The sequence below is a fragment of the Pseudomonas sp. BBP2017 genome, assembly GCF_003024385.1.
Lineage (GTDB): Bacteria > Pseudomonadota > Gammaproteobacteria > Pseudomonadales > Pseudomonadaceae > Aquipseudomonas.
Map to the genome: position 1 here is coordinate 71,116 of NZ_PVZN01000003.1, position 23,333 is coordinate 94,448.

Below are 23,333 nucleotides of genomic sequence, written 5' to 3' on the forward strand. Positions count from 1 at the left end.
TTGCGGCGGATATAAATTGATCACGGGGCAAGCCCGCTCCCACCGGAATCCAATCATCCTCTGTGGGAGCGGGCTTGCCCCGCGATAGCGTCAGCGGCGAACCGGGCGTTTCTGCAATTTACGTTGCAAGGTCCGCCGGTGCATACCCAGCGCACGGGCTGTAGCGGAAATGTTGCCTTCGTGCTCGGTCAGCACACGCTGGATGTGCTCCCACTGCAAGCGGTCCACCGACATCGGGTTTTCCGGTACCAGGCTGTCCAGGTCAGCGTGCTCGGACAGCAAGGCGGCCAGTACGTCATCGGCATCGGCCGGTTTGCACAGATAGTTGCAGGCACCGCGCTTGATGGCTTCTACGGCAGTGGCGATGCTTGAGTAACCGGTGAGGATCACTACGCGCATTTCCGGGTCGAGTTCGAGTAGCTTGGGCAACAACACCAGGCCCGAGTCGCCGTCCATTTTCAGGTCCAGCGTAGCGTAATCCGGCACGTCGTCCTGGGCGATTTTCAGGCCCTCTTCGGCGGAGCCGGCGGTACTCACACGAAAGCCGCGGCGACTCATGGCCCGAGCCATCACCCGGGTAAAGGTGGCATCGTCATCTACCAGCAACAGGTGCGGCAGCTCTTCGCCTTCAACCTGGATTTCATCACTCATCACACATCTCCTCGCGCGTCACGCGGCAGGCGCAGCTCGGTGAGCGTACCGCCTTCCTCATGACTATAGAGTTTTACCGAGCCGCCAGCACGGGTCACGCTGGCCTTGCTCAAGAACAGGCCGAGGCCAAAGCCTTTGCCCTTGGTGGTAAAGAAGGGTTTGCCGATCGACTCGGCAATGGCCACCGGCACACCCGGACCATGGTCGCGGATGCTGATCACCATATCTTGCGCATCCCAGTCCAGGCGCACTTCAAGCTCGTCCGGACAGGCATCAGCTGCATTGTTCAACAGGTTCAGTAACGCCTGAGTCAGATCAGGTGGTGGCGCCAGCCGCGGCACACTGCCCTGCCCCAGGCGCTGAAAACGGTAACTGGCCTCGGGACGCATCAGGTGCCAGCGGTTCAGGGCTTCATCCAGCCAGGCCGTGACCTCCTGATCTTCCACCGCCATGCGCCGGTTGGCCTCGGCGGCACGCACCAGGTTCTGCAGGGTCTCTTTACACAATTTGACCTGATCCTGCAGCACCGCCAGGTCTTCCTGCAACAACGGGTCGTTGTGGTCCTGGCGCATTTCCTTGATCAACACACTCATTGTTGCCAGCGGTGTACCCAGCTCATGAGCAGCACCAGCGGCCTGGGTGGCAACTGCCAGCAGTTGCTGGTCGCGCAGGCCTTCTTCGCGCCGCTCGGCACGCAACTGTTCCTGACGGCGCAGCTCTTCGGCCATTTTCGCCGCAAAGAAGGTGATCACCGCCGCCGCCAGGGCAATACTCAACCACATGCCGTAGACCTGCATCTTTTCCCGCGCCATAGGGAAGGTCTCCAGCGGGTAGAACTGCACCAGCAGCAAGCTGTAAGCCGCCAGGGCGATACCTGAGAGGACCAGTGAATAAACCCAGGGCAAGGTCACTGCGGCAATCGCCAGCGGCACCAGATAGTAAGAAACAAAGGGGTTGGTCGAGCCGCCAGAGTAATACAGCAAGGCGCTGTGGATCAGCAGGTCACAGGCCAGCTGGAAGGCATATTCCAGCTCGGTGACCGGCAACGACAGGCGCAGGCGCAAGGCCGTGAACGCACACAGCAGGCTCGACAGGCCGAGAGTGATCACCAACGACAACCATGGCAGTGGCAGCAGTTCGGTCCAGTAGGCAACGCCCACCGAGCCGGCCTGGGCGGCCAATACCAGAATGCGGATAAAGGTCAGGCGCCAGAGGTTCTGACGGGTTGCGGACAGCAGTTGTACGGGGGCGAGCATGAGCTCTCCTGATGAGTGCTCCAGGGCGAATCGTGGCGAGTATACCGAAGCTGTGCTGTGCTCTGCAGGCATGCGGCAAAGCGCCACACTTTTTTACACAACAATGATGGCCTTTATGAACCTCACTACACTCTTGCGAGTCTCATGGGCCTGCGTGGAATGGATTTCACTGCGTCCACGCCTCATTTTCAAGGAGTCACACATGCTTAACACCCGCCGCAGCGCCACCCTTGTAATGGCCACCAGCCTGCTCGCCAGCCTCCCCGCGCTGGCAGAAGAACCGCGTTACAACCAGATCTCGCTGCGTGCCGAAGTCAGCAAGGAAGTGGCGCGCGATCTGATGATCGTGACCCTGTACAGCGAAGCGCAGAACACCGATCCGGGCAAGCTGGCCAAGGAAATCACCGAAACCATGAACAAGGCGGTGCAACAGGCCCGCGAGGTCAAGGAGGTCAAGATCAGCCAGGGCAGCCGCAACAGCTACCCGATCTATGACAACAAGGGTCAGAAGATCACCGGTTGGCGCGAGCGCGCCGAGCTGCGCCTGGAAAGTGCCGACTTCCCGGCCTTGTCGAAACTCACCGGAACCTTGCTGCAGGACCTGAAAATGGGCGGCATGGACTTCTCCATCGCCCCGGCCACACGCAAAACCAGCGAGGACGAACTGCTCAAGGACGCCGTCAATGCCTTCAAGACCCGCGCCCAGCTGGCCACTGAAGCCCTGGGTGGCAAAAGCTACAAAGTGGTCAACCTCAACCTCAATAGCAGCGGCTATCCGCATCCCTATGCGCGAAGTGCCCCTATGATGATGAAAGCCGGCATGGCCGAAGACGCTGCACCTGCGCCAGACATCGAAGCCGGCACTAGCCAGGTGAGCCTCAGCGCCGACGGTACCATCGAAGTACAGATGCCCTGAGTAACGTTACGGTTGTGCAGATTCGTGGCAGCTGCGGCTGCCACGAACACTGTTACGCGTAGCAACCAGGTGCACTGTTGCGGTGCCAGGCGTGACCACCATGATGCATAACGTCTCCGAAACATACTGAAATACCCATCCGCAAACGTTCAACTTCGTAAAAAATTATACGAATGCGACATTCCTGTACGTTCGTCCCACTGTTTGCCGCCACACATCCCTTTGAGTGTTGCATTGGGTATGGGCCCTGCATAAGTATCCGCAGGACGGCTCACAAGGCCCCCCTCAAATCAAAAATGACAACAATGAGGCCACCATGCTCAAACACGCGGTCATTCCGTTTCTAGTCGGCGCAGGCTTGCTTGCCGGCGCACCTTCAGCCCTCGCGGCGACTAACCTGGTGTTCTGCTCCGAAGGCAGCCCCGCTGGCTTCGACCCGGGCCAGTACACCACCGGAACCGACTTCGACGCCTCAGCCGAGACTGTCTTCAACCGCCTGAGCCAGTTCGAGCGCGGCAGTACTGCTGTCATTCCGGGCCTGGCAACCAGCTGGGACATTTCCGATGATGGCCTGACCTACACCTTCCACCTGCGTAAAGGGGTCAAGTTCCACACCACCGACTTCTTCAAGCCGACCCGCGAATTCAACGCCGACGACGTCCTCTTCACCTTCAAGCGAATGCTCGACAAGGACATGCCGTTCCGCAAGGCCTACCCCACCGAGTTCCCGTACTTCACCGACATGGGCATGGACAAGAACATCGCCAAGGTGGAGAAGCTCGACGACCACACCGTCAAGTTCACCCTCAACGGTGTCGACGCCGCATTCATCCAGAACCTGGCCATGAGCTTCGCCTCGATCCAGTCGGCCGAATACGCCGACCAACTGCTCAAGCAAGGCAAGCCCGCCGACATCAACCAGAAGCCGATCGGCACCGGGCCGTTCGTGTTCAGCAAGTACCAGAAGGACGCGCAGATCCGCTTCAAGGGCAACAAGGACTACTGGCAGCCCGATGACGTGAAGATCGACAACCTGATCTTCGCCATCACCACCGACGCCTCGGTGCGCATGCAGAAGCTGAAGAAGAACGAATGCCAGGTCACCCTGTTCCCGCGCCCCGCTGACATCGAGCCGCTCAAGGCCGACCCGAACCTGAAGATGCCCGACCAGGCAGGCTTCAACCTCGGCTATATCGCCTACAACGTGATGGACAAGATCAAGGGCAGCAACGAAGCCAACCCGATGGCCCAGCTCAAGGTCCGCCAGGCCCTGGACATGGCGGTGAACAAGCCTGAAATCATCAAGTCGGTGTACCAGGGCGCAGGTCAGCTGGCGGTCAACGCCATGCCGCCGACCCAATGGTCCTACGACACCACCATCAAGGACGCAGCGTTCGACCCGGAAAAAGCCAAGCAACTGCTCAAGGAAGCCGGGGTCAAGGAAGGCACCGAAATCACCCTGTGGGCCATGCCGGTGCAACGCCCGTACAACCCCAACGCCAAACTGATGGCCGAGATGCTCCAGTCCGACTGGAAGAAAATCGGCATCAACGCCAAGATCGTCAGCTACGAGTGGGGTGAATACATCAAGCGTTCCAAAGGTGGCGAGAACGGCGCCATGCTGATTGGCTGGAGCGGTGACAACGGTGACCCGGACAACTGGCTCGGCACCCTGTTCGGTTGCGACGCCGTTGCCGGCAACAACTTCTCCAAATGGTGCGACAAGCCCTACGACGACCTGATCAAGCAGGCCAAGGCCACCGCTGACCAAGCCAAGCGTACCGAGCTGTACAAGCAAGCCCAGCACCGCCTCAAAGACCAGGTGCCGATGACACCGATCGCGCACTCGACGGTGTATCAACCGATGCGTAACACCGTACAGGACTTCAAGATCAGCCCGTTCGGCTTGAATTCCTTCTATGGGGTCAGCGTGACCAAATAGCAGCCAGCAGCCCTGGTTCCGGCCCCAATGGGGTCCGGAGCCATAGCCTGATGGTCTGGCAGGTCAACCGTTAGTGCATCGACACGGAAACGTCGCTCCGCCCTGTCGGACGCCTCCTACACATCTTTGCGTAATCGTACCTATCGACAACGCCGTGACGGCTCTACCGTCAAGGCAGCGTCGCAGTCGGTGCGATTCGTACGGCTGTGTGCCATGGACCGCTCAAAACAACAAGAAACCAAGGATCGTTATGCGTCATACGCCATTTTTTGCAGCATTACTGGGCCTCGGCCTGCTCGCCCAGGCTCCCGTAAGCCTGGCCAACAACCTGGTGTTCTGCTCCGAAGGCAGCCCCGGTGGCTTCGACACCGCCCAGTACACCAGCGCCACCGACAACGACGCCGCCGAGCCGATCTACAACCGTCTGGTCGAGTTCGAGCGCGGAGCCACTGCGGTCAAACCGGCCCTGGCAAAAAGCTGGGAGGTGTCCGATGACGGCCTGACCTACACCTTCCACCTGCGCGAAGGGGTCGAGTTTCACAGCAACAAGGACTTCACCCCTGGCCGCGAGATGAATGCCGACGATGTGCTGTTCACCTTCAATCGAATGCTCGACAGGGAGCACCCGTTTCGCAAGGCTTACCCCACCGAGTTCCCCTACTTCGTCGGCATGAGCCTGGACAAGAACATTGCCCGGGTCGAGAAGACCGCGCCGATGACCGTGGTGTTCACCCTCAACAGCGTTGATGCCGCGTTCGTGCAGAACCTGGCGATGAGTTTCGCCGCCATCCTGTCAGCCGAGTATGCCCATCAGTTGATGACCTCCGGCCGCCCCAGCGACATCAACCAGAAGCCGATCGGCACCGGTCCGTTCGTGTTCCAGCGCTACCAGAAGGATTCGCAGATCCGCTATCGCGGCAACAAGGACTACTGGGACCCGGCTCAGGTCAAGCTCGACCAGTTGATCTTCTCGATCAACATCGACCCTTCAGTGCGTATCCAGAAACTGCGTAAGAACGAGTGCCAGATCACCCTGCATCCACGCCCGGCCGACCTTGATGCATTGAAGAATGACCCGCAGTTGCAGGTAATCGAAAAGCCCGGTTTCAACCTCGGCTACATCGCCTACAACGTGCAGCACAAACCCTTCGATCAGCTCGAAGTACGCCAGGCGATGGACATGGCGGTCAACAAACCGGCCATCGTCAAGGCGGTATATCAACAGGCAGGACAACTGGCGGTGGGCAGCATGCCGCCGACCCAATGGTCTTATGACGAAAGCATCAAAGACGCCGGTTACAACCCGGACAAGGCCCGCGAATTGCTCAAGGCTGCCGGGGTCAAGGAAGGTACCGAAATCACCCTGTGGGCCATGCCCGTGCAACGTCCCTACAACCCCAACGCCAAGCTGATGGCCGAGATGCTTCAGGCTGACTGGGCCAAGGTCGGCCTGAAAGTGAAGATCGTCAGCTACGAATGGGGCGAATACCTCAAACGCACCAAGGATGGCGAACATGATATCTCGCTGATCGGCTGGACCGGCGACAACGGCGACCCGGACAACTGGCTGGGCACGCTGTACAGCTGCGACGCCATCGGCAGCAACAACTACTCCATGTGGTGCGACCCGCAGTACGACACGCTGATCAAAAAAGCCAAGACCATCACTGATCGTGAGCAGCGCACCGTGCTTTATCAACAGGCCCAGCAACGCCTCAAGCAGCAGGTGCCGATTACCCCGATCGCCCACTCGACGGTCAACCAACCGCTCAGTGCCAAGGTCGTGGGTTTCAAGGTAAGTCCTTTCGGGCGCAACAATTTCTCAGGCGTCAGCATCGAGTAAACACCTGATTCGGCCACGGGGGTGCAATCCACCCTCGCGACCGAACTCAGCCTGAATATGCCAGATCTTCTCGTGGCAAACGATTGCAACCCTTGTTTCACCCAGAAATACGCCCAGCTCACAAGGCCGGGCGGCAACTAAAAAAAGAAAAGAAAGGGAGCTTTACCTTGAGACCAACCAAAATCGCAATACTGGCATTGTCCCTGAGTGGCCTGTCAGCCGTGGCTCAGGCCGAACCCGTGAGCCAGGACTTTGTTCCGGTCAGCGTCAAATCCACCAGTGCCCAGAGTGAAGCCAAAGGCTTTATCGAAGGCCAGAGTCTGTCCGGTTCGACCCGCAACTGGTACGCCCGCGAACGCGCCACTCGCGCGCCGTTGTTCAAGTACTACAAGAGCGATGGTAGCCAACACGACACCCATAGCCGTGACAACTGGGTGCAAGGCACCATCCTCAACTACAGCTCGGGCTTCACAGAGGGCGCCGTTGGTTTCGCAACCGAAGTCGCCGCCTACAATGCCATCGCGCTTGAGCAGGGCCGCGCAGCGGTGGCCGGGCCGAACAACCGCACCCTGACCCATAGTGACGGTGACGTCATCGGCCAGTGGAGCAAGATGGGCCTGGCGAACGTCAAGGCCCGTGTCTCCAACACCACCTTGACCGCCGGTCGCCAGTCCATCGACACCCCGGTCATTGCCTACATCGGCAACCGTGCCTTGCCGTCGAGCTTCGAGGGCGTGAGCATCCGCAGCGAAGAATTCGACAACCTGGCCTTTGATATCGGCACCTTCGACCGCCTCTCGACGCGGACCGAACAGGGCACCAGCAAATTTGTCGCCGAGTACGGTGATCGCGCCTTCGAAGCCGATCACGTCAACATCGCCGGTGTGAACTACCAGCCACTGAAGAGCTTGAAAACCAGCGTCTACGTGTCCAACGTCGAAGACTTGTGGAACCAGTACTATTTCGGCGCCAACCATGAGCTGGGCGATAGTTCGGTATTGAGCCTTACCACGGGGCTGAACTACTACAAGACCAAAGATGAAGGTAAAAGCCTGCTCGGTGAGATCGACAACGATACCTACAGTCTGTCGTTCGGCCTGACGCATCAGGCACACAACCTGAGCTTCTCCTACCAGCAGGTCAACGGTAACGAATACTTCGATTACCTGCACGACACCAACGCGATCTACCTGGCCAACTCCCTGCTCTCGGACTTCAACGGCCCGAACGAGAAATCGATACAGATCGCCTACGTGCTGAACATGGCCCAGTACGGCGTACCCGGCCTGAAGTTCAACCTGTACAACGCCCGTGGTTGGTGCATCGATGGCACCCACTACAGCGGCACCGGCTATGACGTGAAAAACCTCGACGGCGAGAACCACTACGAGTGGGGTATCGGTACCACCTACGCGGTACAAAGCGGTTCACTCAAGGACACCACCATCCGCGCCACTTATACCGCGCACCGGGCCAGCAAGAACCAGGGCGACGGTAGCCTGGACGAGCTGCGTATCGTAACCACCATTCCATTCAACATTCTCTAAGCGTCAGCTGCCACGACCGGTTCACCGAACCGGTCGTGGCGACTACGCTGGCTTAATTGATCGCAGGGAGGTTTCATGAAATTGCTACCGCTTCAGGCTGCCCTGGCAGCCATCCTGTTGAGTACTGCGGCGGGCCTGGCGGCCAAGCCGCTGGTGGTGTGTACCGAGGCCAGCCCGGAAGGCTTCGATATCGTCCAGTACACCACGGCGGTGACCGCCGACGCTTCCGCCGAAACCGTGTTCAACCGCCTGGTCGACTTCAAGCCCGGCACCACAGAGATTCAGCCAGCCCTGGCCGAACGCTGGGAGATCAGCGACGACGGCCTGACCTACACCTTCCATCTGCGCCAAGGAGTGAAGTTCCACACCACCGACTACTTCACGCCGACCCGCGAGATGAATGCCGACGACGTGCTGTGGAGTTTCCGACGCCAGCTGGACCCGAACCACCCGTGGCACAACAAGACCAGCATCGGCTTCCCCTATTTCGAGAGCATGGGCTTCAAAGACTTGCTCAAGAGCGTCGAGAAAACCGACGATCACACCGTGGTCTTCACTCTCACCCGCCCGGAAGCGCCGTTCTTGCCTGACCTGGCCATGGCCTTCACCTCGATCTATTCCGCCGAGTACGGCGACCAGCTGCTCAAGGCCAACAAAACCGCCGAGCTCAACAGCAAACCAATCGGCACTGGCCCGTTCATTTTCCAGCGTTACGTCAAGGACGCCCAGGTCCGCTACAAGCCCAACCCCGACTACTTCCGTGGCAAGCCACCGGCCGATGCGCTGATTTTCGCCATCGCCAGCGACAACAACGTGCGTCTGCAGAAGCTCAAGGCCAACGAATGCCAGGTGGCGCTGTATCCCAAACCTGATGACATCCCCAGCATCAAGGCCGACCCCAAGCTGAAAGTCGCCGAGATGGAGGCCCTGACCACCGGTTACATCTCGCTCAACAACGAGCACAAATACCTGAGCGACGTGCGTGTGCGTAAAGCCATCAACATGGCCTTCGACCGCCAGACCCATGTCGACCAGCTATTCGGCAAGGGTAATGCGCTGGTCGGCATCAACCCTTATCCACCAACGCTGATGGGCTACAACACCGCCAACCAGAATCCGCCCCGCGACCTCGACAAGGCCCGTGCCCTGCTCAAGGAAGCCGGGGTCCCGGAAGGCGCGGTGCTGACCCTGTTCACCCGCAACGGCGGCGGCCCGACCAACCCCAACCCGCAATTGAGCGCCCAGATGCTCCAGGCCGACCTGGCCAAGATCGGCCTGAAAGTCGATATCCGGGTGATGGAATGGGCCGAAATGCTCCGCCGCGCCAAGAAGGGCGAGCCTGACATGGTGTCTACCGGCTGGGTGGGCGACAACGGCGATCCGGACAACTTCCTCACCCCGCTGCTCAGTTGCGATGCAGTGAAAAGCGGCGAGAACTATGCCCGCTGGTGCAACCAGAAATTCCAGCGTTTGATCGACAAGGCCCGGGTAGTGACCGACACGCAAGAGCGCGCAGCGCTCTATGTAAAGGCGCTGGCGGTGTACGATGAAGATCAACCGTGGATCAGCATGGCACATCCGAAGATGTTCACCGCCATGCGCAACAACGTTGAGGGGTACCACATCAACCCCCTCACCAATAACAACTTTGCCACCACCCAGGTGAAGTAGAACAAGAACGGCCGCCGGCCCCAACCCGGGGTTGGCGGACATGCCTGACCGGCTGATGAGGTACACCAGAAGATGTTTAGTTTTATTGCCCGGCGCCTGGGATTATTGATCCCGACCCTTTTCGGCATCACCTTGCTGACGTTCGCGCTCATACGGCTGATACCCGGTGACCCGGTGGAAGTCATGATGGGTGAGCGCCGGGTTGACCCCGAGATGCATGCCCAGGCCATGGAGCGCCTTGGCTTGAACAAGCCGTTGCCAGCGCAGTACCTGGACTATGTCGGCAAGCTCGCCCAGGGCGATCTGGGTGAATCGCTGCGTACCCGTGAAAGCGTCTGGACCGAGTTCCTCGCACTGTTCCCGGCGACCCTGGAACTGGCCATCGCGGCGTTGTTTTTCGCCGGGGTGATCGGCCTGCTGGCCGGGGTGATTGCCGCCCTCAAGCGCGGCTCGCTGTTCGATCATGGCGTCATGGGCATTTCCCTGGCCGGCTATTCGATGCCGATCTTCTGGTGGGGCCTGATTCTGATCATGTTCTTCTCCGTAAGCCTGGGCTGGACCCCGGTTTCCGGACGCATCGACTTGCTGTACGACATTGAGCCGAAAACCGGCTTCATGCTCATCGATACCCTGCTCAGCGATGAAGAAGGCGCGTTCAAGGACGCCCTGATGCACCTGATTCTGCCGGCCATCGTCCTCGGCACCATTCCACTGGCGGTGATCGCCCGGATGACCCGCTCGTCGATGCTCGAAGTGCTGCGCGAAGATTACATTCGCACCGCCCGGGCCAAAGGCCTGTCGCCTGCGCGGGTAGTGTTCGTCCACGGCCTGCGCAATGCCTTGATTCCGGTACTGACCGTATTTGGCCTGCAGGTCGGCACCTTGCTGGCTGGCGCAGTACTGACCGAAACCATCTTTTCCTGGCCGGGCATCGGCAAATGGTTGATCGAAGCCATCGGCGCCCGTGATTACCCCGTGGTACAGAACGGCATCCTGTTGATTGCCTGCCTGGTGATCCTGGTCAACTTCGTCGTGGATATCCTCTACGGCCTGGCCAACCCACGCATCCGTCATCAGCGCTGAGGGCCCCGTCATGACAACCCCACTTGCAAAGTCTGTCACCACCCCGGCCACCGCTGTCGACCAGAGCCTGCTCTACCCCTCGCCCTACAAGGAATTCTGGCAGGCCTTTTCGCGTAACAAAGGCGCGGTCGCGGGGCTGATGTTCATGAGCCTGATCGTGTTCTGCGCGCTGTTCGCCCCCTGGGTGGCGCCACACAACCCCAGCGAACAGTACCGTGATTTCCTGCTGACCCCACCGGTATGGCTTGAAGGCGGTAATTGGCAGTTTATTCTCGGCACCGACGAACTGGGCCGCGATCTGCTGTCGAGGCTGATCCAGGGCTCGCGCTTGTCACTGCTGATCGGCTTGTCGTCGGTGGTGATTTCACTGATCCCGGGAATCTTCCTCGGCCTGCTGGCCGGGTTCTTCCCGCGCATACTCGGCCCGTCGATCATGCGCTTGATGGACGTGATGCTGGCCCTGCCATCGCTGCTGCTGGCCGTGGCCATCGTCGCCATCCTCGGCCCTGGCCTGATCAACACGGTGATCGCCATTGCCATCGTGTCGCTGCCGTCCTATGTGCGTCTGACCCGCGCTGCGGTGATGGGTGAACTGAACCGCGACTATGTCACTGCCGCACGCCTGGCCGGTGCCAGCCTGCCGCGGCTGATGTTCGTCACCGTGCTGCCCAACTGCATGGCGCCGCTGATCGTCCAGGCGACCTTGAGTTTCTCCTCAGCGATTCTCGATGCCGCAGCCCTGGGCTTCCTTGGCCTGGGAGTCCAGCCGCCGACCCCGGAGTGGGGCACCATGCTGGCCTCGGCCCGCGATTACATCGAACGCGCCTGGTGGGTCGTGAGCCTGCCGGGGCTGACCATTTTGCTCAGCGTACTGGCAATCAACCTGATGGGTGACGGACTGCGCGATGCGCTGGACCCGAAACTCAAGAATGCTGCCTGAGGAGATTGCCATGTCACTTCTAGAAATCAAGAATCTGAATGTGCGCTTTGGCGATGCCAGCGCGGTGCCGGTGGTCGACGGTCTCGACCTGACGGTAAACGAAGGCGAGGTCCTGGCCATTGTCGGCGAGTCCGGTTCGGGCAAGTCAGTGACCATGATGGCGTTGATGGGCCTGATCGACGCCCCCGGGCGAATCACCGCCGACGCTCTGACCTTCGACGGCAGCAACATGCTCAAACTCAGCGGTCGGCAACGGCGCAAGGTGGTCGGCAAGGATATGGCGATGGTCTTTCAGGACCCGATGACCGCCCTCAACCCTAGCTACACCGTGGGCTTCCAGATCGAGGAAGTTCTGCGTCAGCACCTCGGTCTGCGCGGCAAGGCTGCGCGCCAACGCGCCTTGGAGCTGCTCAAGAAAGTCGAGATTCCAGCGGCCGAAAGTCGTCTGGACGCCTACCCGCATCAACTCTCGGGTGGCATGAGTCAGCGCGTGGCCATCGCCATGGCTATCGCCGGCGAACCCAAGCTGCTGATCGCCGACGAACCGACCACCGCTCTCGATGTGACCATTCAGGCGCAGATCATGGAGCTGCTGCTCAACCTGCAGAAAGAACAGAACATGGCGCTGATCCTGATCACCCACGACCTGGCGGTGGTCGCCGAGACCGCCAAGCGGGTCTGTGTGATGTATGCAGGGCAAGCCGTGGAAGTAGGCCAGGTGCCGGAGTTGTTCGACGTCCCCGCGCACCCCTACAGCGAAGCGCTGCTGGCAGCGATTCCCGAGCACAGCGAAGGTGCCGAGCGCCTGGCAACCCTGCCCGGTATCGTCCCCGGCCGCTACGACCGCCCCGAAGGCTGCCTGCTGTCGCCACGTTGCCCGTACGCTCAGGACAATTGCCGCCGCCAACGTCCAACCCTCGATCCCCAGGCCCACAGCCAGGTCCGTTGTTTCTACCCGTTGAACCAGGAGGTGGCGTAATGACTGTCGTCCTTACCGCCCGTGAACTGACCCGTCACTATGAAGTTTCCCGTGGCCTGTTCAAGGGCCACGCCCTGGTCCGTGCGCTCAATGGCGTCTCCTTTGAACTAGAAGCGGGCAAGACCCTGGCCGTGGTCGGCGAATCCGGTTGTGGCAAATCGACCCTGGCGCGAGCCCTGACCCTGATCGAGGAGCCCTCTTCCGGCTCGCTGAAAATTGCCGGCCAGGAAGTCGCCGGGGCCAACAAGACTGAACGCAAGCAACTGCGCAAAGACGTGCAGATGGTATTCCAGAGCCCCTACGCCTCGCTCAACCCACGGCAAAAGATTGGTGACCAGTTGGCCGAACCGCTGCTGATCAATACCAACCTGTCGAAGAGCGAACGGCGGGAAAAGGTCCAGGCCATGATGCAACAGGTCGGTCTGCGTCCGGAGCATTACCAGCGTTATCCGCACATGTTTTCCGGTGGTCAGCGTCAGCGTATCGCTCTGGCCCGGGCGATGATGCTGCAACCGAAAGTGCTGGTGGCCGATGAGCCGACCTCGGCCCTTGACGTGTCGATCCAGGCCCAAGTGCTGAACCTGTTCATGGACCTGCAGAAGGAGTTCAACACCGCCTACGTGTTCATTTCCCACAACCTGGCGGTGGTGCGTCATGTGGCCGACCAGGTGCTGGTGATGTACCTGGGGCGTCCGGCGGAAATGGGGCCCAAGGAAGATATCTACAACAAGCCGTTGCACCCTTACACCCAGGCCTTGTTGTCGGCCACGCCAACCATTCACCCGGACCCGCTCAAGCCGAAGATCAAGATCGCCGGCGAGCTGCCCAATCCGTTGAACCCACCACCCGGCTGCGCGTTCCACAAGCGCTGCCCGTATGCCACCGAGCGCTGTGCCTCTGAGGAGCCGGCGTTCAGGCCGGTAGGAACACGGCAGGTGGCGTGTCACTACGCCGAGCAGTTTCTCTAGATCGATGTGAGCCTCTTCGCGGGCTTGCCCGCGAAAGGCCGCAGAAGCGGCTCCAACAATCCATCATTGAAGATCGCGATCAAGAATCTTTGTGCCACATACCTTCGCTCATTCGCCGGTGACCGGCCCAGCAGCAGCACCATTGCCCTGATTGATCACCAAGCTGATGCACTGGAAACGCTACTTTCTGCACCACGTAGCGCGAGCCATCAGTCTTCTGCAGACGCTCATCAATCAATGCACTCCAAACCCGGCAAATGCACGCCACACAAAACCATAGCCAACCATTCAGACAACCATGCAATGCCAGATCCACTTGATCTCTAAACTACTAGTTTCACGATCACCACATAGAAAACTCAGCTTGCATCTACAACCAACTTTGAACCCGTACAAAACAAACCAGACACATACAGTTTAACTTCTTGAAGCCCCCGCAAGAAACAACTTACAAAAACACCTGTAAGAAACAACTTACAAAACCATCAGGGGTTTCACGCAAATACAAAACCACAACCCCTGTTACTATCCAACCCCTTGCCAGGCCTTATTCAGAGCCAGGCATTAGCAACCATACACACATAATTAGTTCACACTCTTCTATCGCTACATTTATCCAAACATCGAAGACCATGGACGCCTGCAATGAAAACATCCAATTATTTCACCGCTCCCATTTACTACGTCAACGACTCCCCACATATTGGGCACGTCTTCTCCACCCTGCTCGCCGATATCGGCGCACGTACCGCACTACTTGAAGGTCACGAGAAATTCCTGCTGACAGGTACAGATGAACACTCGGCAAAAGTCATAGAATCCGCCCAAGCACGGGGGATGCCAGTAGAAGCCTGGGCGCAGAGAAATGCCGATGCATTCCGCCAGACATTCAAGTATTTCAATATTGATTTCGATGATTTCATCAGAACCAGCGAGCCACGCCACGAATCGAGCGTACGTGCACGAATCGAACAACTGATGGCAACCGGTGATGTCTACCTAGGCGAATACTCCGGCTGGTACGATGCAGGCCAGGAAGAATACGTTTCAGAGGCCAAAGCCAAGCAGTATGATTTCAAGTCCCCGTTCAACAAAAAGCCTCTGGTTCAACGCACTGAGAAGAACTACTTCTTCCGACTCAGTCGCTATCAGGATGTCCTGCTGGCGTTGCTGGAGAACGGTGAGTTTAAAATCCATCCGGCCAGTCGCACTGCCGAGGTGGTCGCCAGGGTTCGGGACGGGCTCAGCGATATCCCTATCTCGCGGCACTCCAGTGAATCTTGGGGTATCACTGTCCCAGGCAACGCATCACATGTGGTGTATGTCTGGGTCGATGCCCTGTTCAATTACCTCACCGTGATCGATACCGATGAACGCCGTCATCTCTGGCCCGCAACGCTCCAGGTGGTCGGCAAGGACATTCTCTGGTTCCACGCAGTCATCTGGCCAGCGATGTTGCTGGCACTGAAACAGATCGAAGGCAATCAATGGCTCGAGCTGCCACGCAATATATTGGCCCACGGCTTCTGGATACGCGAAGGCGAGAAGATGTCGAAAAGCATGGGCAATTTTGTCGGCATTTCGGATTTGCAACGTTACTGCAATGATTTCGGTGTGGACGGCACACGTTTCTTTCTTGCCAGTGCAGGCCCCGTAGGTGCCAGCGACGCAGATTTTGCCCACACGCGCTTCATTGAAAGCTACAACGCCAATCTGGCCAACACGGTGGGTAACTGCTTCAACCGGGTAGTGGGCATGATCAATCTCTATTTTGAGGGTGTGGTGCCCCCCAAAGCAGCCAACACCACCAGTTTTGCCGAGGAAATCCTGCAACTCAGCCTATCCACCCGGGAAAAGGGCCGGGCCTTCCAATACGACAAGATGATTGCCTCAGCGCTTTCTATCTTCCGTTCGATCGACCAGTACGTGAATCTCACTGAGCCCTACATATTGATCAAACAACCGGAAAACCTCGAACAAGTCGGCAACATTCTGCATGACTGCCTGGAAGCCCTGCGCCAGGGTGCGTTAGCACTGTGGCCAGTGATGCCAACGAGCATGGCTGAACTGCTGCAGAGCCTCGGCTGCCTCACTGAGGGCGAACTACCTAGTTACGACTTTGGGCGACCCGTTACCGGCGGCTATCGCATAAAGGAGACCCGCGTGATGTTCCCGCGCTACCAGGAAGCGCAATAGCGATACCCGCCACTTGGGGGCGGTGCGGCCCCAAGTAGCATCAATACCAAGGGTAGGCCGCTTGCACAGGGTTGCCTGGGCTCTAGACGCTCGGCACTATTGCCACATGAACTCAAACAACCTGCCTGACGGCCCTGAACAAACCCCGATTACCGCCGACACTGTCCTGCGCTACCACCTGTGCTGGAAGCATCGCGACCTCGACGGTGTGATCGCGCTCTATCACCCGGACGTTCAGTACCACGACTTCTTCCAGAATCGCGTGCTCGGCCACAGCGAGCTGCGCGATTACGTATGCGCCTGCCTACCCCACGAAGCTGGCGAAGACATCGTTCACAGCGATCGCATCCGCGTCGACGGCTGCACGGCGTTCATCCAGTACCAGGTCACGGTCCAGGGCGGCGAAGGCCTGGTGGCGTTCCAGTCCAGCGAAGCCATTACCGTGAAGGAGGGGCTGATCTGGCGGGTCAATGAATACGCCACTCTGATTCGCAGAGACAGCTACGGCAGCGCCCGTTCCGGCCCACGCCCGGCCACCAGCCGCCTGGGCCTGTCGCCACGCCAGCTATCGACCATGGCCCAGGACCTGGAGCACTACTTCCAGCGCCAGCGCCCCTACCTCGACCCGGAGCTGAACCTGCAGCAAGTCGCCGACGCCAGCGGCTACAGCCGTAATCAGATCTCCTACCTGCTCAACCAGGTACTCGGCCAGAGTTTCTACCGCTACGTCAACCAGGCGCGCCTGCAGCACCTGCTCAATGGCCTGGAACAAGCGCCGAGCAACGCCAAGATCGACGACCTGGCGTTCGCCGCCGGCTTCAATTCACTGTCGGCCTTCTACAAGTGTTTCCGCCAGCACACCGGGCTCTCGCCCAAGGCCTGGGTCAAGCAGAATTCTCTGCGTGCACGCAGCTAAGACAACGCCCCCCGCCAGCTTCTAGGATCGCCCACAGACCGTAACGGATGTGGAGCCGAAAACAATGCAGGCATGGCGCAAGATAAGCCTTTGGATGGACCAGCTGGATGAGACGCTGAGCGCGCGTGCAGCCCTGCAGCAGGACCTGGACGTGGATGTCTGCATCATCGGCGCCGGCTACACCGGGCTGTGGACCGCCTACTACCTGAAACAACACGCACCGCATCTGAACATTGCCATCATCGAAGCCAACATCGCCGGCTTCGGCGCCTCCGGTCGCAACGGTGGCTGGCTGATGGGTAACCTGCTGGGCGAGGACCGCCTGCTCGCGGCCAGCTCTCCCGAGCAACGCCGCGCCTCCTACGACCTGCTGCATGGCATTCCCGATGAAGTGCAGCGCGTACTCGAGCGCGAAGACATCGACTGCGACTATCGCAAAGGCGGCGTGCTGTATTGCGCGGCACGTTATCCAGAACAGCAAGCGACCCTTCGCGCCTATCTGGACAAACTCTACAAGCAAGGCCTGAACGAAGCCGACTACCGCTGGCTGAGCCCTGAGCAACTGGCCAGCCAACTGCGCATCAGCAAACCCTATGGGGCGATCTTCAATCCCAATGTGGCAACCATTCAACCGGCCAAACTGGTGCGCAGCCTGGCCCGCACAGTGGAACGCTTGGGCGTGCGACTGTACGAGAACAGCCCGGTGCTCGACTGGCGTGCAGGTGAAGTGCGCACGGCGCAAGCACGGGTCAAGTGTCAGTGGCTGGTGCCGGCCGTCGAAGGCTACTCGGTCAACCTGCCGCCGCTGGGCCATTACCAGATGCCGGTCCAGAGCCTGCTGGTAGCCACTGAGCCGTTGCCGGAGCAGGTCTGGGAAAAGATTGGCCTGAACCGCGGCCAGGCCTTCAGTGAAAACAGCCGCCAGGTCACCTATGGCCAGCGCAGCGCCGACAATCGCCTGGTGTTCGGCGCCCGTGGCGGCTACCGCTTTGCCGGACGCCTGCGAGAAAACTTCGACCTCACCAACAGCGAGATCGAGCTACGCCGCTACCTGTTTGGCGAGCTGTTCCCGCAGCTCAAGGACGTCGCCATCACCCACGCCTGGGGCGGCAACCTGGGTATGGCCCGGCGCTTCCAGCCGCACATGCTGTGTGACCGCAAGCAAGGCATCGCCCTGGCCGGTGGCTACGGCGGCGAAGGGGTCGGTGCCAGCAACCTGGGTGGCCGCACCCTGGCCGAGCTGATTCTGGAACGGCGCAGCGAGCTGACCGAGCAACCCTGGGTGAACCCCGACCGCACGCTGTCCAGCCTCAAAGGCTGGGAGCCGGAGCCGTGCCGCTGGCTGGGCTACAACGCCATCATCAAGAGTTTCGTCCATGAGGACCAGACCCTCGCCGACCCGACCAGCGCCCCTTGGCGCCGACGCCTGGCCAGTGGCGTGGCGGACTTCATGGAAGGCTTCATGCGCTGACTTTTCGTTCCCCCTGCACAGGATCCACCGATATGAGCATTACCCAGTTCAAGAACACCGACACTGTCGCCTTGCAAGAATCGAATCCGGTTGCCGTGCCCCTCGGCGAGCCGGTGTCGGTTGCCTCGGTGACCGCTGTCGAGCGCTGCGACGGCGTCGAAACCGGCATCTGGGAGTGCACCCCAGGGCGCTGGCGGCGGCAGATTGTGCAGCAGGAGTTCTGCCACTTCATCAAGGGCCGCTGCACCTTCACCCCCGACGGCGGCGAGCCGCTGACCATCGAAGCCGGCGACGCCATCATGCTGCCGGCCAACAGCACCGGTATCTGGGATATCCAGGAAACCGTGCGCAAAACCTACGTACTGATTTTCTGATCGTTTGATCGCCTGCCTCCTTCGATAAAAACAGACAAAGCAAGGAATCCAGACATGCGCGCATTGCTCATCGCCCCCCTGTTGTTGGCTACCGCCATGGCCCAGGCGGCCGATTCGGTGAAAATCTACAACTGGTCCAGCTATATCGCCCCCGATACCCTGAAGAACTTCCAGCAAGCCAGCGGTATCGTGCCGACCTACGACGTGTTCGACAGCAACGAGACCCTCGACGGCAAGCTGATGACCGGCAACTCCGGCTATGACGTGGTGTTTCCGTCCAACCACTTCATGGCCCGGCAGATCCAGGGCAAGGCGCTGAAAAAACTCGACAAGAGCCAGCTACCGAACTGGCAGAACCTCAATCCGCTGCTGCTCAAGGCGCTGGAGGTCAACGATCCGGGCAACCAGTACGGCTTCCCGTATCTGTGGGGCAGTACCGGTATCGGTTACAACATCGACAAGGTCAAGGCGGTGCTGGGCGACGACGCCCCGGTGGATTCCTGGGACCTGATCTTCAAGCCCGAGTACATCAGCAAGCTCAAGCGTTGCGGCGTGGCGGTGCTGGACAACGGTCCGGAGCTGCTGCCAATTGCCCTCAACTACCTGGGGCTTGCGCACCACAGCCAGGACCCGAAGGACTATGACAAAGCCAAAGAGCTACTGATGAAGGTGCGCCCGTACATCAGCTACTTCCATTCATCCAAGTACACCGGTGACCTGGCTAACGGTGATGTCTGCGTAGTGGTGGGTTTCTCGGGCGACGTGCTGCAGGCGAAAAACCGTGCAGAGGAAGCGAAGAACGGCATCAACGTCGGCTACTCGATTCCCAAGGAAGGTGCGCCGATGTGGTTCGACATGGTTGCCATGCCGGCGGATGCACCGGACGAAAAAGCCGGCTATGCCTACATGAACTACCTGCTGCAACCGGCGGTGATGGCCAACATCAGCGACCATGTGCAGTACGCCAACGGCAACCTCAAGGCCGACACCCTGGTGGACTCGGCGCTGAAAGCCAACACCATGATTTACCCGAGCGACGAGATGCTCGGCAAGCTGTATGCACTGGAGGCGATGCCAGCCAAGATCGATCGCATTCGTACGCGGATCTGGACCAGCATTAAAGCGGGAAATTGAGGCAATCGCGGGGCAAGCCCGCTCCCACTGGGTTATTGATAGCCCTGTGGGAGCGGGCTTGCCCCGCGATACTTTCTACTTAATGGTGCTCGCGAGTAGCGCGGAACTTCACATCCGGCCAGCGCTCTTCCATCAGCGCCAGGTTGACCCGGGTCGGGGCCAGGTAGGTCAGGTGACCACCGCCGTCGATGGCCAGGTTTTCCACTGCCTTGTTCTTGAATTCCTCAAGCTTCTTCTTGTCGTCACAGCTGATCCAGCGCGCGGACCAGACGGTGATCGGCTCGTAGGCGCATTCGACCTTGTACTCTTCCTTCAGGCGGCTGGCGACCACATCGAACTGCAGCACACCGACGGCGCCGAGGATGATGTCGTTGCTGCGCTCGGGGAAAAACACCTGGGTCGCGCCCTCTTCAGCCAGCTGCTGCAAACCCTGGCGCAGTTGCTTGGACTTGAGCGGATCTTTCAGGCGTACGCGGCGGAACAGTTCCGGGGCGAAGTGCGGAATACCGGTGAAGCCCAGCGCTTCGCCTTCGGTGAAGGTGTCGCCAATCTGGATGGTGCCATGGTTGTGCAGACCGATGATGTCACCGGCCCAGGCTTCTTCCAGCTGCTCACGTTCGGAGGAGAAGAAGGTCAGTGCGTCGCCGATGCGCAGGTCCTTGCCGGTGCGCACGTGACGCATTTTCATGCCTTTCTCGTACTTACCCGAGCAGATACGCATGAAGGCAATACGGTCGCGGTGCTTGGGGTCCATGTTCGCCTGGATCTTGAACACGAAACCGCTGAATTTCTCTTCCACCGGCTCGACGCTGCGCTCGTTGGCAACCCGTGGCAACGGGCGTGGCGCCCAGTCGACGACGGCATCGAGCACATGGTCAACACCGAAGTTACCCAGTGCGGTACCGAAGAACACCGGGGTCAGCTCGCCGCGCATGAACTCGTCCTGGTCGAATTCGTGGCAGGCACCCTGCACCAGTTCCAGTTGTTCGAGAAAGCGCTCGTACTCGTCACCCAGGTGCGCCCGGGCTTCGTCGGAGTCGAGCTTTTCGATGATCTTCACCTCGGTACGCTCGTGGCCGTGGCCCGGGGTGTAAACGATGATGTAGTCGCCGGCCAGGTGGTACACGCCTTTGAAGTCGCGGTAGCAACCGATCGGCCAGGTGATCGGCGCCGCCTTGATCTTCAGTACCGCCTCGATTTCGTCGAGCAGTTCGATCGGGTCGCGGATATCGCGGTCGAGTTTGTTGATGAAGCTGACGATCGGCGTATCACGCAGACGGCAGACATCCATCAGGGCGATGGTCCGTGGCTCGACGCCTTTACCACCGTCGAGCACCATCAGCGCCGAGTCGACGGCGGTCAGAGTGCGGTAGGTATCTTCGGAGAAGTCTTCGTGACCCGGGGTGTCGAGCAGGTTGATCATGTGCTCGCGGTACGGGAACTGCATCACCGAGGTGGTGATGGAAATACCACGCTGCTTCTCCATTTCCATCCAGTCGGAGGTGGCATGGCGGTCGGACTTTCGCGATTTCACCGTACCGGCAATGGCAATCGCCTTGCCCATCAGCAACAGCTTCTCGGTGATGGTGGTTTTACCCGCGTCGGGGTGGGAAATAATAGCGAAGGTGCGGCGTTTCGCGACTTCGGCGGCCTGGTTGGTCATGGGAAATCGCCTGGCAAGGGATTCAAAAAAGGGCGCAGATTATACCCGAAACCAGCAGCGGACCCAAACAGCGGCGCCTGCATCCCGGCCGAAATGGCCGGAATGCGGCTGCCTCGGTCAATGATCGTCGAGCAGTTCTTCGCCGATGTGAGTAATTTCCAGACACAAGTCCAACGCCTGCCCGCCACTGGTCGCCGCGCAGGCGAACCAGTGATCGCCCACCCGTTGGCGGTCGGCCGCCTGAAGTTCACAATTCGAGCGTGTCCAAATTCGCGCCTCGATCTTCTGCCCGACTGCCACAATCGAGGTCATGCTGGCGAAACGACCGTCCTGACGGGTCATCACCTTCCAGAGGCGCTGATCTTCGGGAGACTCAGCGTACAGCCCAGGGGATCCGTTATAACTGCAGTCCAAGTGACGCTTCTTGGAGTTGAAGTCCCGACCGGTTCGACGGCTCCAAGACTGGATGTCGTAGTAGGGACGGCCAATGGATTCGTCAAACAGGCAACGAAACCAGAAGTAATGAGGCTCAGGCCCCAGAATTGACGTCACGATCATCCAGTCGTCGGCGACACGTGCAGCCTCGCCGTTCTTGATCGCTAGCTTGGCGCAATCAAGATAACCCTCGTAACCCGGCGTCGTACAAGCAACGTGAGCAATGAACGAACGATCATAGTTATGTTTGAGCATTGTTGGTTTTCCTTTCTGAGATTTTTCACGGTCCGCAGACCACTCGTCGGAGTCTCCTCCAGCCCAGCATTCAAGGGGACTGACGAGGAAAAGCGCAGAGGGAAACAGGGTGCCATCAAGCAAGTAGCCCTGGCCAAACGCTGCTTCAGATGGGAACCTTTACGGCAGTGGAGGCGTCCACTCCCCTGATAGGCAACCGCTAATGACCGTTCGTCAGGGGTGGTTTCACCGGCAACACGAGCCTGACGAGGCTTCGCTTATGGCGTGTTTCGCTCCGTTTCGGACAACGCGCTGCTTATCGCGATCGCACTGCCTGCCACCTGGAATGATGGCCGCCACGGGAGTGTGTTCGCCGACAACAAAAGGAGTCCGCCTGTGGCTAAAAGCTATGGCAAGGGGCTGATGGGATGTGCCTTTGCGCTCGTCATCCTGGCCCTGCTGATCCACTGGATCGGCATCGATACGATCGCGCACTACCGCGCCGATCTGTGGTTCTACCTGCAAGCGCACCTGATGCTGGTGCTGCTGTCGATGGTGGCGGCATTAGCCGTGGGCATACCCGCTGGCATTGCCTTGAGTCGACCACACCGGGTCGACCGCGCCGAACGTTTCATGCAGCTTTTCAATATTGGCAACACCATCCCACCCCTGGCCGTTCTAGCCATTGCCCTGAGTTTCCTCGGCATCGGTGCAGGTCCGGCGATCTTCGCCTTGTTCCTCGCCTCCCTTCTGCCCATCGTGCGCAACACCTACGAGGGCCTTAAAAATGTTCCCGCCTCGCTCAAGGAAGCCGCCACCGGTATCGGCATGACACCCCGCCAACGCCTGTGGCAAGTCGAGCTACCCAATGCCGTGCCGATCATCATCGGCGGCGTACGGGTGGCCCTGGCGATCAACGTCGGCACCGCACCGCTGTCGTTCCTGATCGGCGCCAACAGTCTCGGCAGCCTGATTTTTCCCGGCATCGCCCTGAACAATCAGCCGCAACTGCTGCTCGGCGCTGCCTGCACCGCTTTGCTCGCCCTCTTGCTCGACGCCCTGGTGGCGCAAGGCAGCCGGCGCTGGCTTGAACGCGGCCTGGCCCACTAAGCGA

19 protein-coding genes are annotated in these 23,333 nt (G+C 59.6%); 15 read left to right on the forward strand and 4 right to left on the reverse strand.

Annotation, left to right across the window (positions count from 1 at the left end; translation table 11 throughout):
* Positions 1-90 precede the first annotated feature (90 nt).
* Both C6382_RS05815 and C6382_RS05820 read right to left on the reverse strand, forming a co-directional pair.
* Positions 91-651 carry a response regulator transcription factor gene (locus C6382_RS05815; protein WP_010223415.1) on the reverse strand — a complete coding sequence of 187 codons (561 nt, stop codon included), beginning with the start codon at positions 649-651 and terminating at the stop codon, positions 91-93.
* Complete coding sequence (locus C6382_RS05820; RefSeq protein ID WP_107023588.1) at positions 651-1,907, reverse strand: ATP-binding protein; 1,257 nt, start codon at positions 1,905-1,907, stop codon at positions 651-653. Before C6382_RS05820 ends, C6382_RS05815 begins: the two co-directional genes overlap by 1 nt.
* A 202-nt stretch (positions 1,908-2,109) precedes the next feature.
* Between C6382_RS05820 and C6382_RS05825 the strand changes: the two genes are divergently transcribed.
* The 14 genes from C6382_RS05825 to C6382_RS05890 all read left to right on the forward strand — a co-directional run bounded on the left by C6382_RS05825 (position 2,110) and on the right by C6382_RS05890 (position 19,887).
* Entirely contained in the window at positions 2,110-2,823 is a 714-nt protein-coding gene (locus C6382_RS05825) for an SIMPL domain-containing protein (RefSeq protein ID WP_107023589.1), read from the forward strand.
* Positions 2,824-3,139: 316 nt separating this feature from the next.
* On the forward strand, positions 3,140-4,765 hold the full coding sequence (locus tag C6382_RS05830) for an ABC transporter substrate-binding protein (protein WP_107023590.1): 1,626 nt from the start codon (positions 3,140-3,142) through the stop codon (positions 4,763-4,765).
* Between the two features lie 250 nt (positions 4,766-5,015).
* Positions 5,016-6,608 (forward strand): ABC transporter substrate-binding protein, encoded by a 1,593-nt coding sequence (locus C6382_RS05835; protein ID WP_107023591.1) that lies wholly within the window; start codon positions 5,016-5,018, stop codon positions 6,606-6,608.
* Between the two features lie 167 nt (positions 6,609-6,775).
* Positions 6,776-8,155: an OprD family porin gene (locus C6382_RS05840; RefSeq protein ID WP_107023592.1), complete on the forward strand. Its 1,380-nt coding sequence runs from the start codon at positions 6,776-6,778 to the stop codon at positions 8,153-8,155.
* A 75-nt stretch (positions 8,156-8,230) separates the two neighbouring features.
* The gene (locus C6382_RS05845; RefSeq protein WP_107023593.1) at positions 8,231-9,826 is read left to right on the forward strand and encodes an ABC transporter substrate-binding protein; all 1,596 of its coding nucleotides are present in this window, start codon (positions 8,231-8,233) and stop codon (positions 9,824-9,826) included.
* Between the two features lie 72 nt (positions 9,827-9,898).
* Entirely contained in the window at positions 9,899-10,909 is a 1,011-nt protein-coding gene (locus C6382_RS05850) for an ABC transporter permease subunit (protein ID WP_107023594.1), read from the forward strand.
* A 10-nt stretch (positions 10,910-10,919) separates the two neighbouring features.
* Positions 10,920-11,849: an ABC transporter permease subunit gene (locus C6382_RS05855; protein WP_107023595.1), complete on the forward strand. Its 930-nt coding sequence runs from the start codon at positions 10,920-10,922 to the stop codon at positions 11,847-11,849.
* Between the two features lie 10 nt (positions 11,850-11,859).
* The gene (locus tag C6382_RS05860; protein ID WP_107023808.1) at positions 11,860-12,828 is read left to right on the forward strand and encodes an ABC transporter ATP-binding protein; all 969 of its coding nucleotides are present in this window, start codon (positions 11,860-11,862) and stop codon (positions 12,826-12,828) included.
* Positions 12,828-13,796: a peptide ABC transporter ATP-binding protein gene (locus tag C6382_RS05865; protein WP_107023596.1), complete on the forward strand. Its 969-nt coding sequence runs from the start codon at positions 12,828-12,830 to the stop codon at positions 13,794-13,796. Before C6382_RS05860 ends, C6382_RS05865 begins: the two co-directional genes overlap by 1 nt.
* 645 nt (positions 13,797-14,441) lie before the next feature.
* Positions 14,442-15,992: a methionine--tRNA ligase gene (metG, locus tag C6382_RS05870; protein ID WP_107023597.1), complete on the forward strand. Its 1,551-nt coding sequence runs from the start codon at positions 14,442-14,444 to the stop codon at positions 15,990-15,992.
* Between the two features lie 106 nt (positions 15,993-16,098).
* The gene (locus tag C6382_RS05875; RefSeq protein WP_107023598.1) at positions 16,099-16,908 is read left to right on the forward strand and encodes an AraC family transcriptional regulator; all 810 of its coding nucleotides are present in this window, start codon (positions 16,099-16,101) and stop codon (positions 16,906-16,908) included.
* A gap of 64 nt (positions 16,909-16,972) precedes the next feature.
* Entirely contained in the window at positions 16,973-18,379 is a 1,407-nt protein-coding gene (locus C6382_RS05880) for an FAD-binding oxidoreductase (protein WP_107023599.1), read from the forward strand.
* Between the two features lie 32 nt (positions 18,380-18,411).
* Complete coding sequence (locus C6382_RS05885; protein WP_107023600.1) at positions 18,412-18,753, forward strand: cupin domain-containing protein; 342 nt, start codon at positions 18,412-18,414, stop codon at positions 18,751-18,753.
* A 54-nt stretch (positions 18,754-18,807) separates the two neighbouring features.
* Positions 18,808-19,887, forward strand: a complete 1,080-nt coding sequence (locus C6382_RS05890; protein ID WP_107023601.1) for a polyamine ABC transporter substrate-binding protein — start codon at positions 18,808-18,810, stop codon at positions 19,885-19,887.
* 79 nt (positions 19,888-19,966) lie between these two features.
* On the opposite strand, the gene C6382_RS05895 is transcribed toward C6382_RS05890, so the two are convergent.
* Positions 19,967-21,550 (reverse strand): peptide chain release factor 3, encoded by a 1,584-nt coding sequence (locus C6382_RS05895; RefSeq protein ID WP_107023602.1) that lies wholly within the window; start codon positions 21,548-21,550, stop codon positions 19,967-19,969.
* 117 nt (positions 21,551-21,667) lie between these two features.
* A complete protein-coding gene (locus C6382_RS05900; protein WP_107023603.1) occupies positions 21,668-22,240 on the reverse strand; it encodes a hypothetical protein in 573 nt (190 codons plus the stop codon).
* A 375-nt stretch (positions 22,241-22,615) separates the two neighbouring features.
* Here C6382_RS05900 and C6382_RS05905 point away from each other — a divergent pair, with 375 nt between their 5' ends.
* Positions 22,616-23,329 carry an ABC transporter permease gene (locus C6382_RS05905; protein WP_107023604.1) on the forward strand — a complete coding sequence of 238 codons (714 nt, stop codon included), beginning with the start codon at positions 22,616-22,618 and terminating at the stop codon, positions 23,327-23,329.
* Positions 23,330-23,333: the final 4 nt, after the last annotated feature.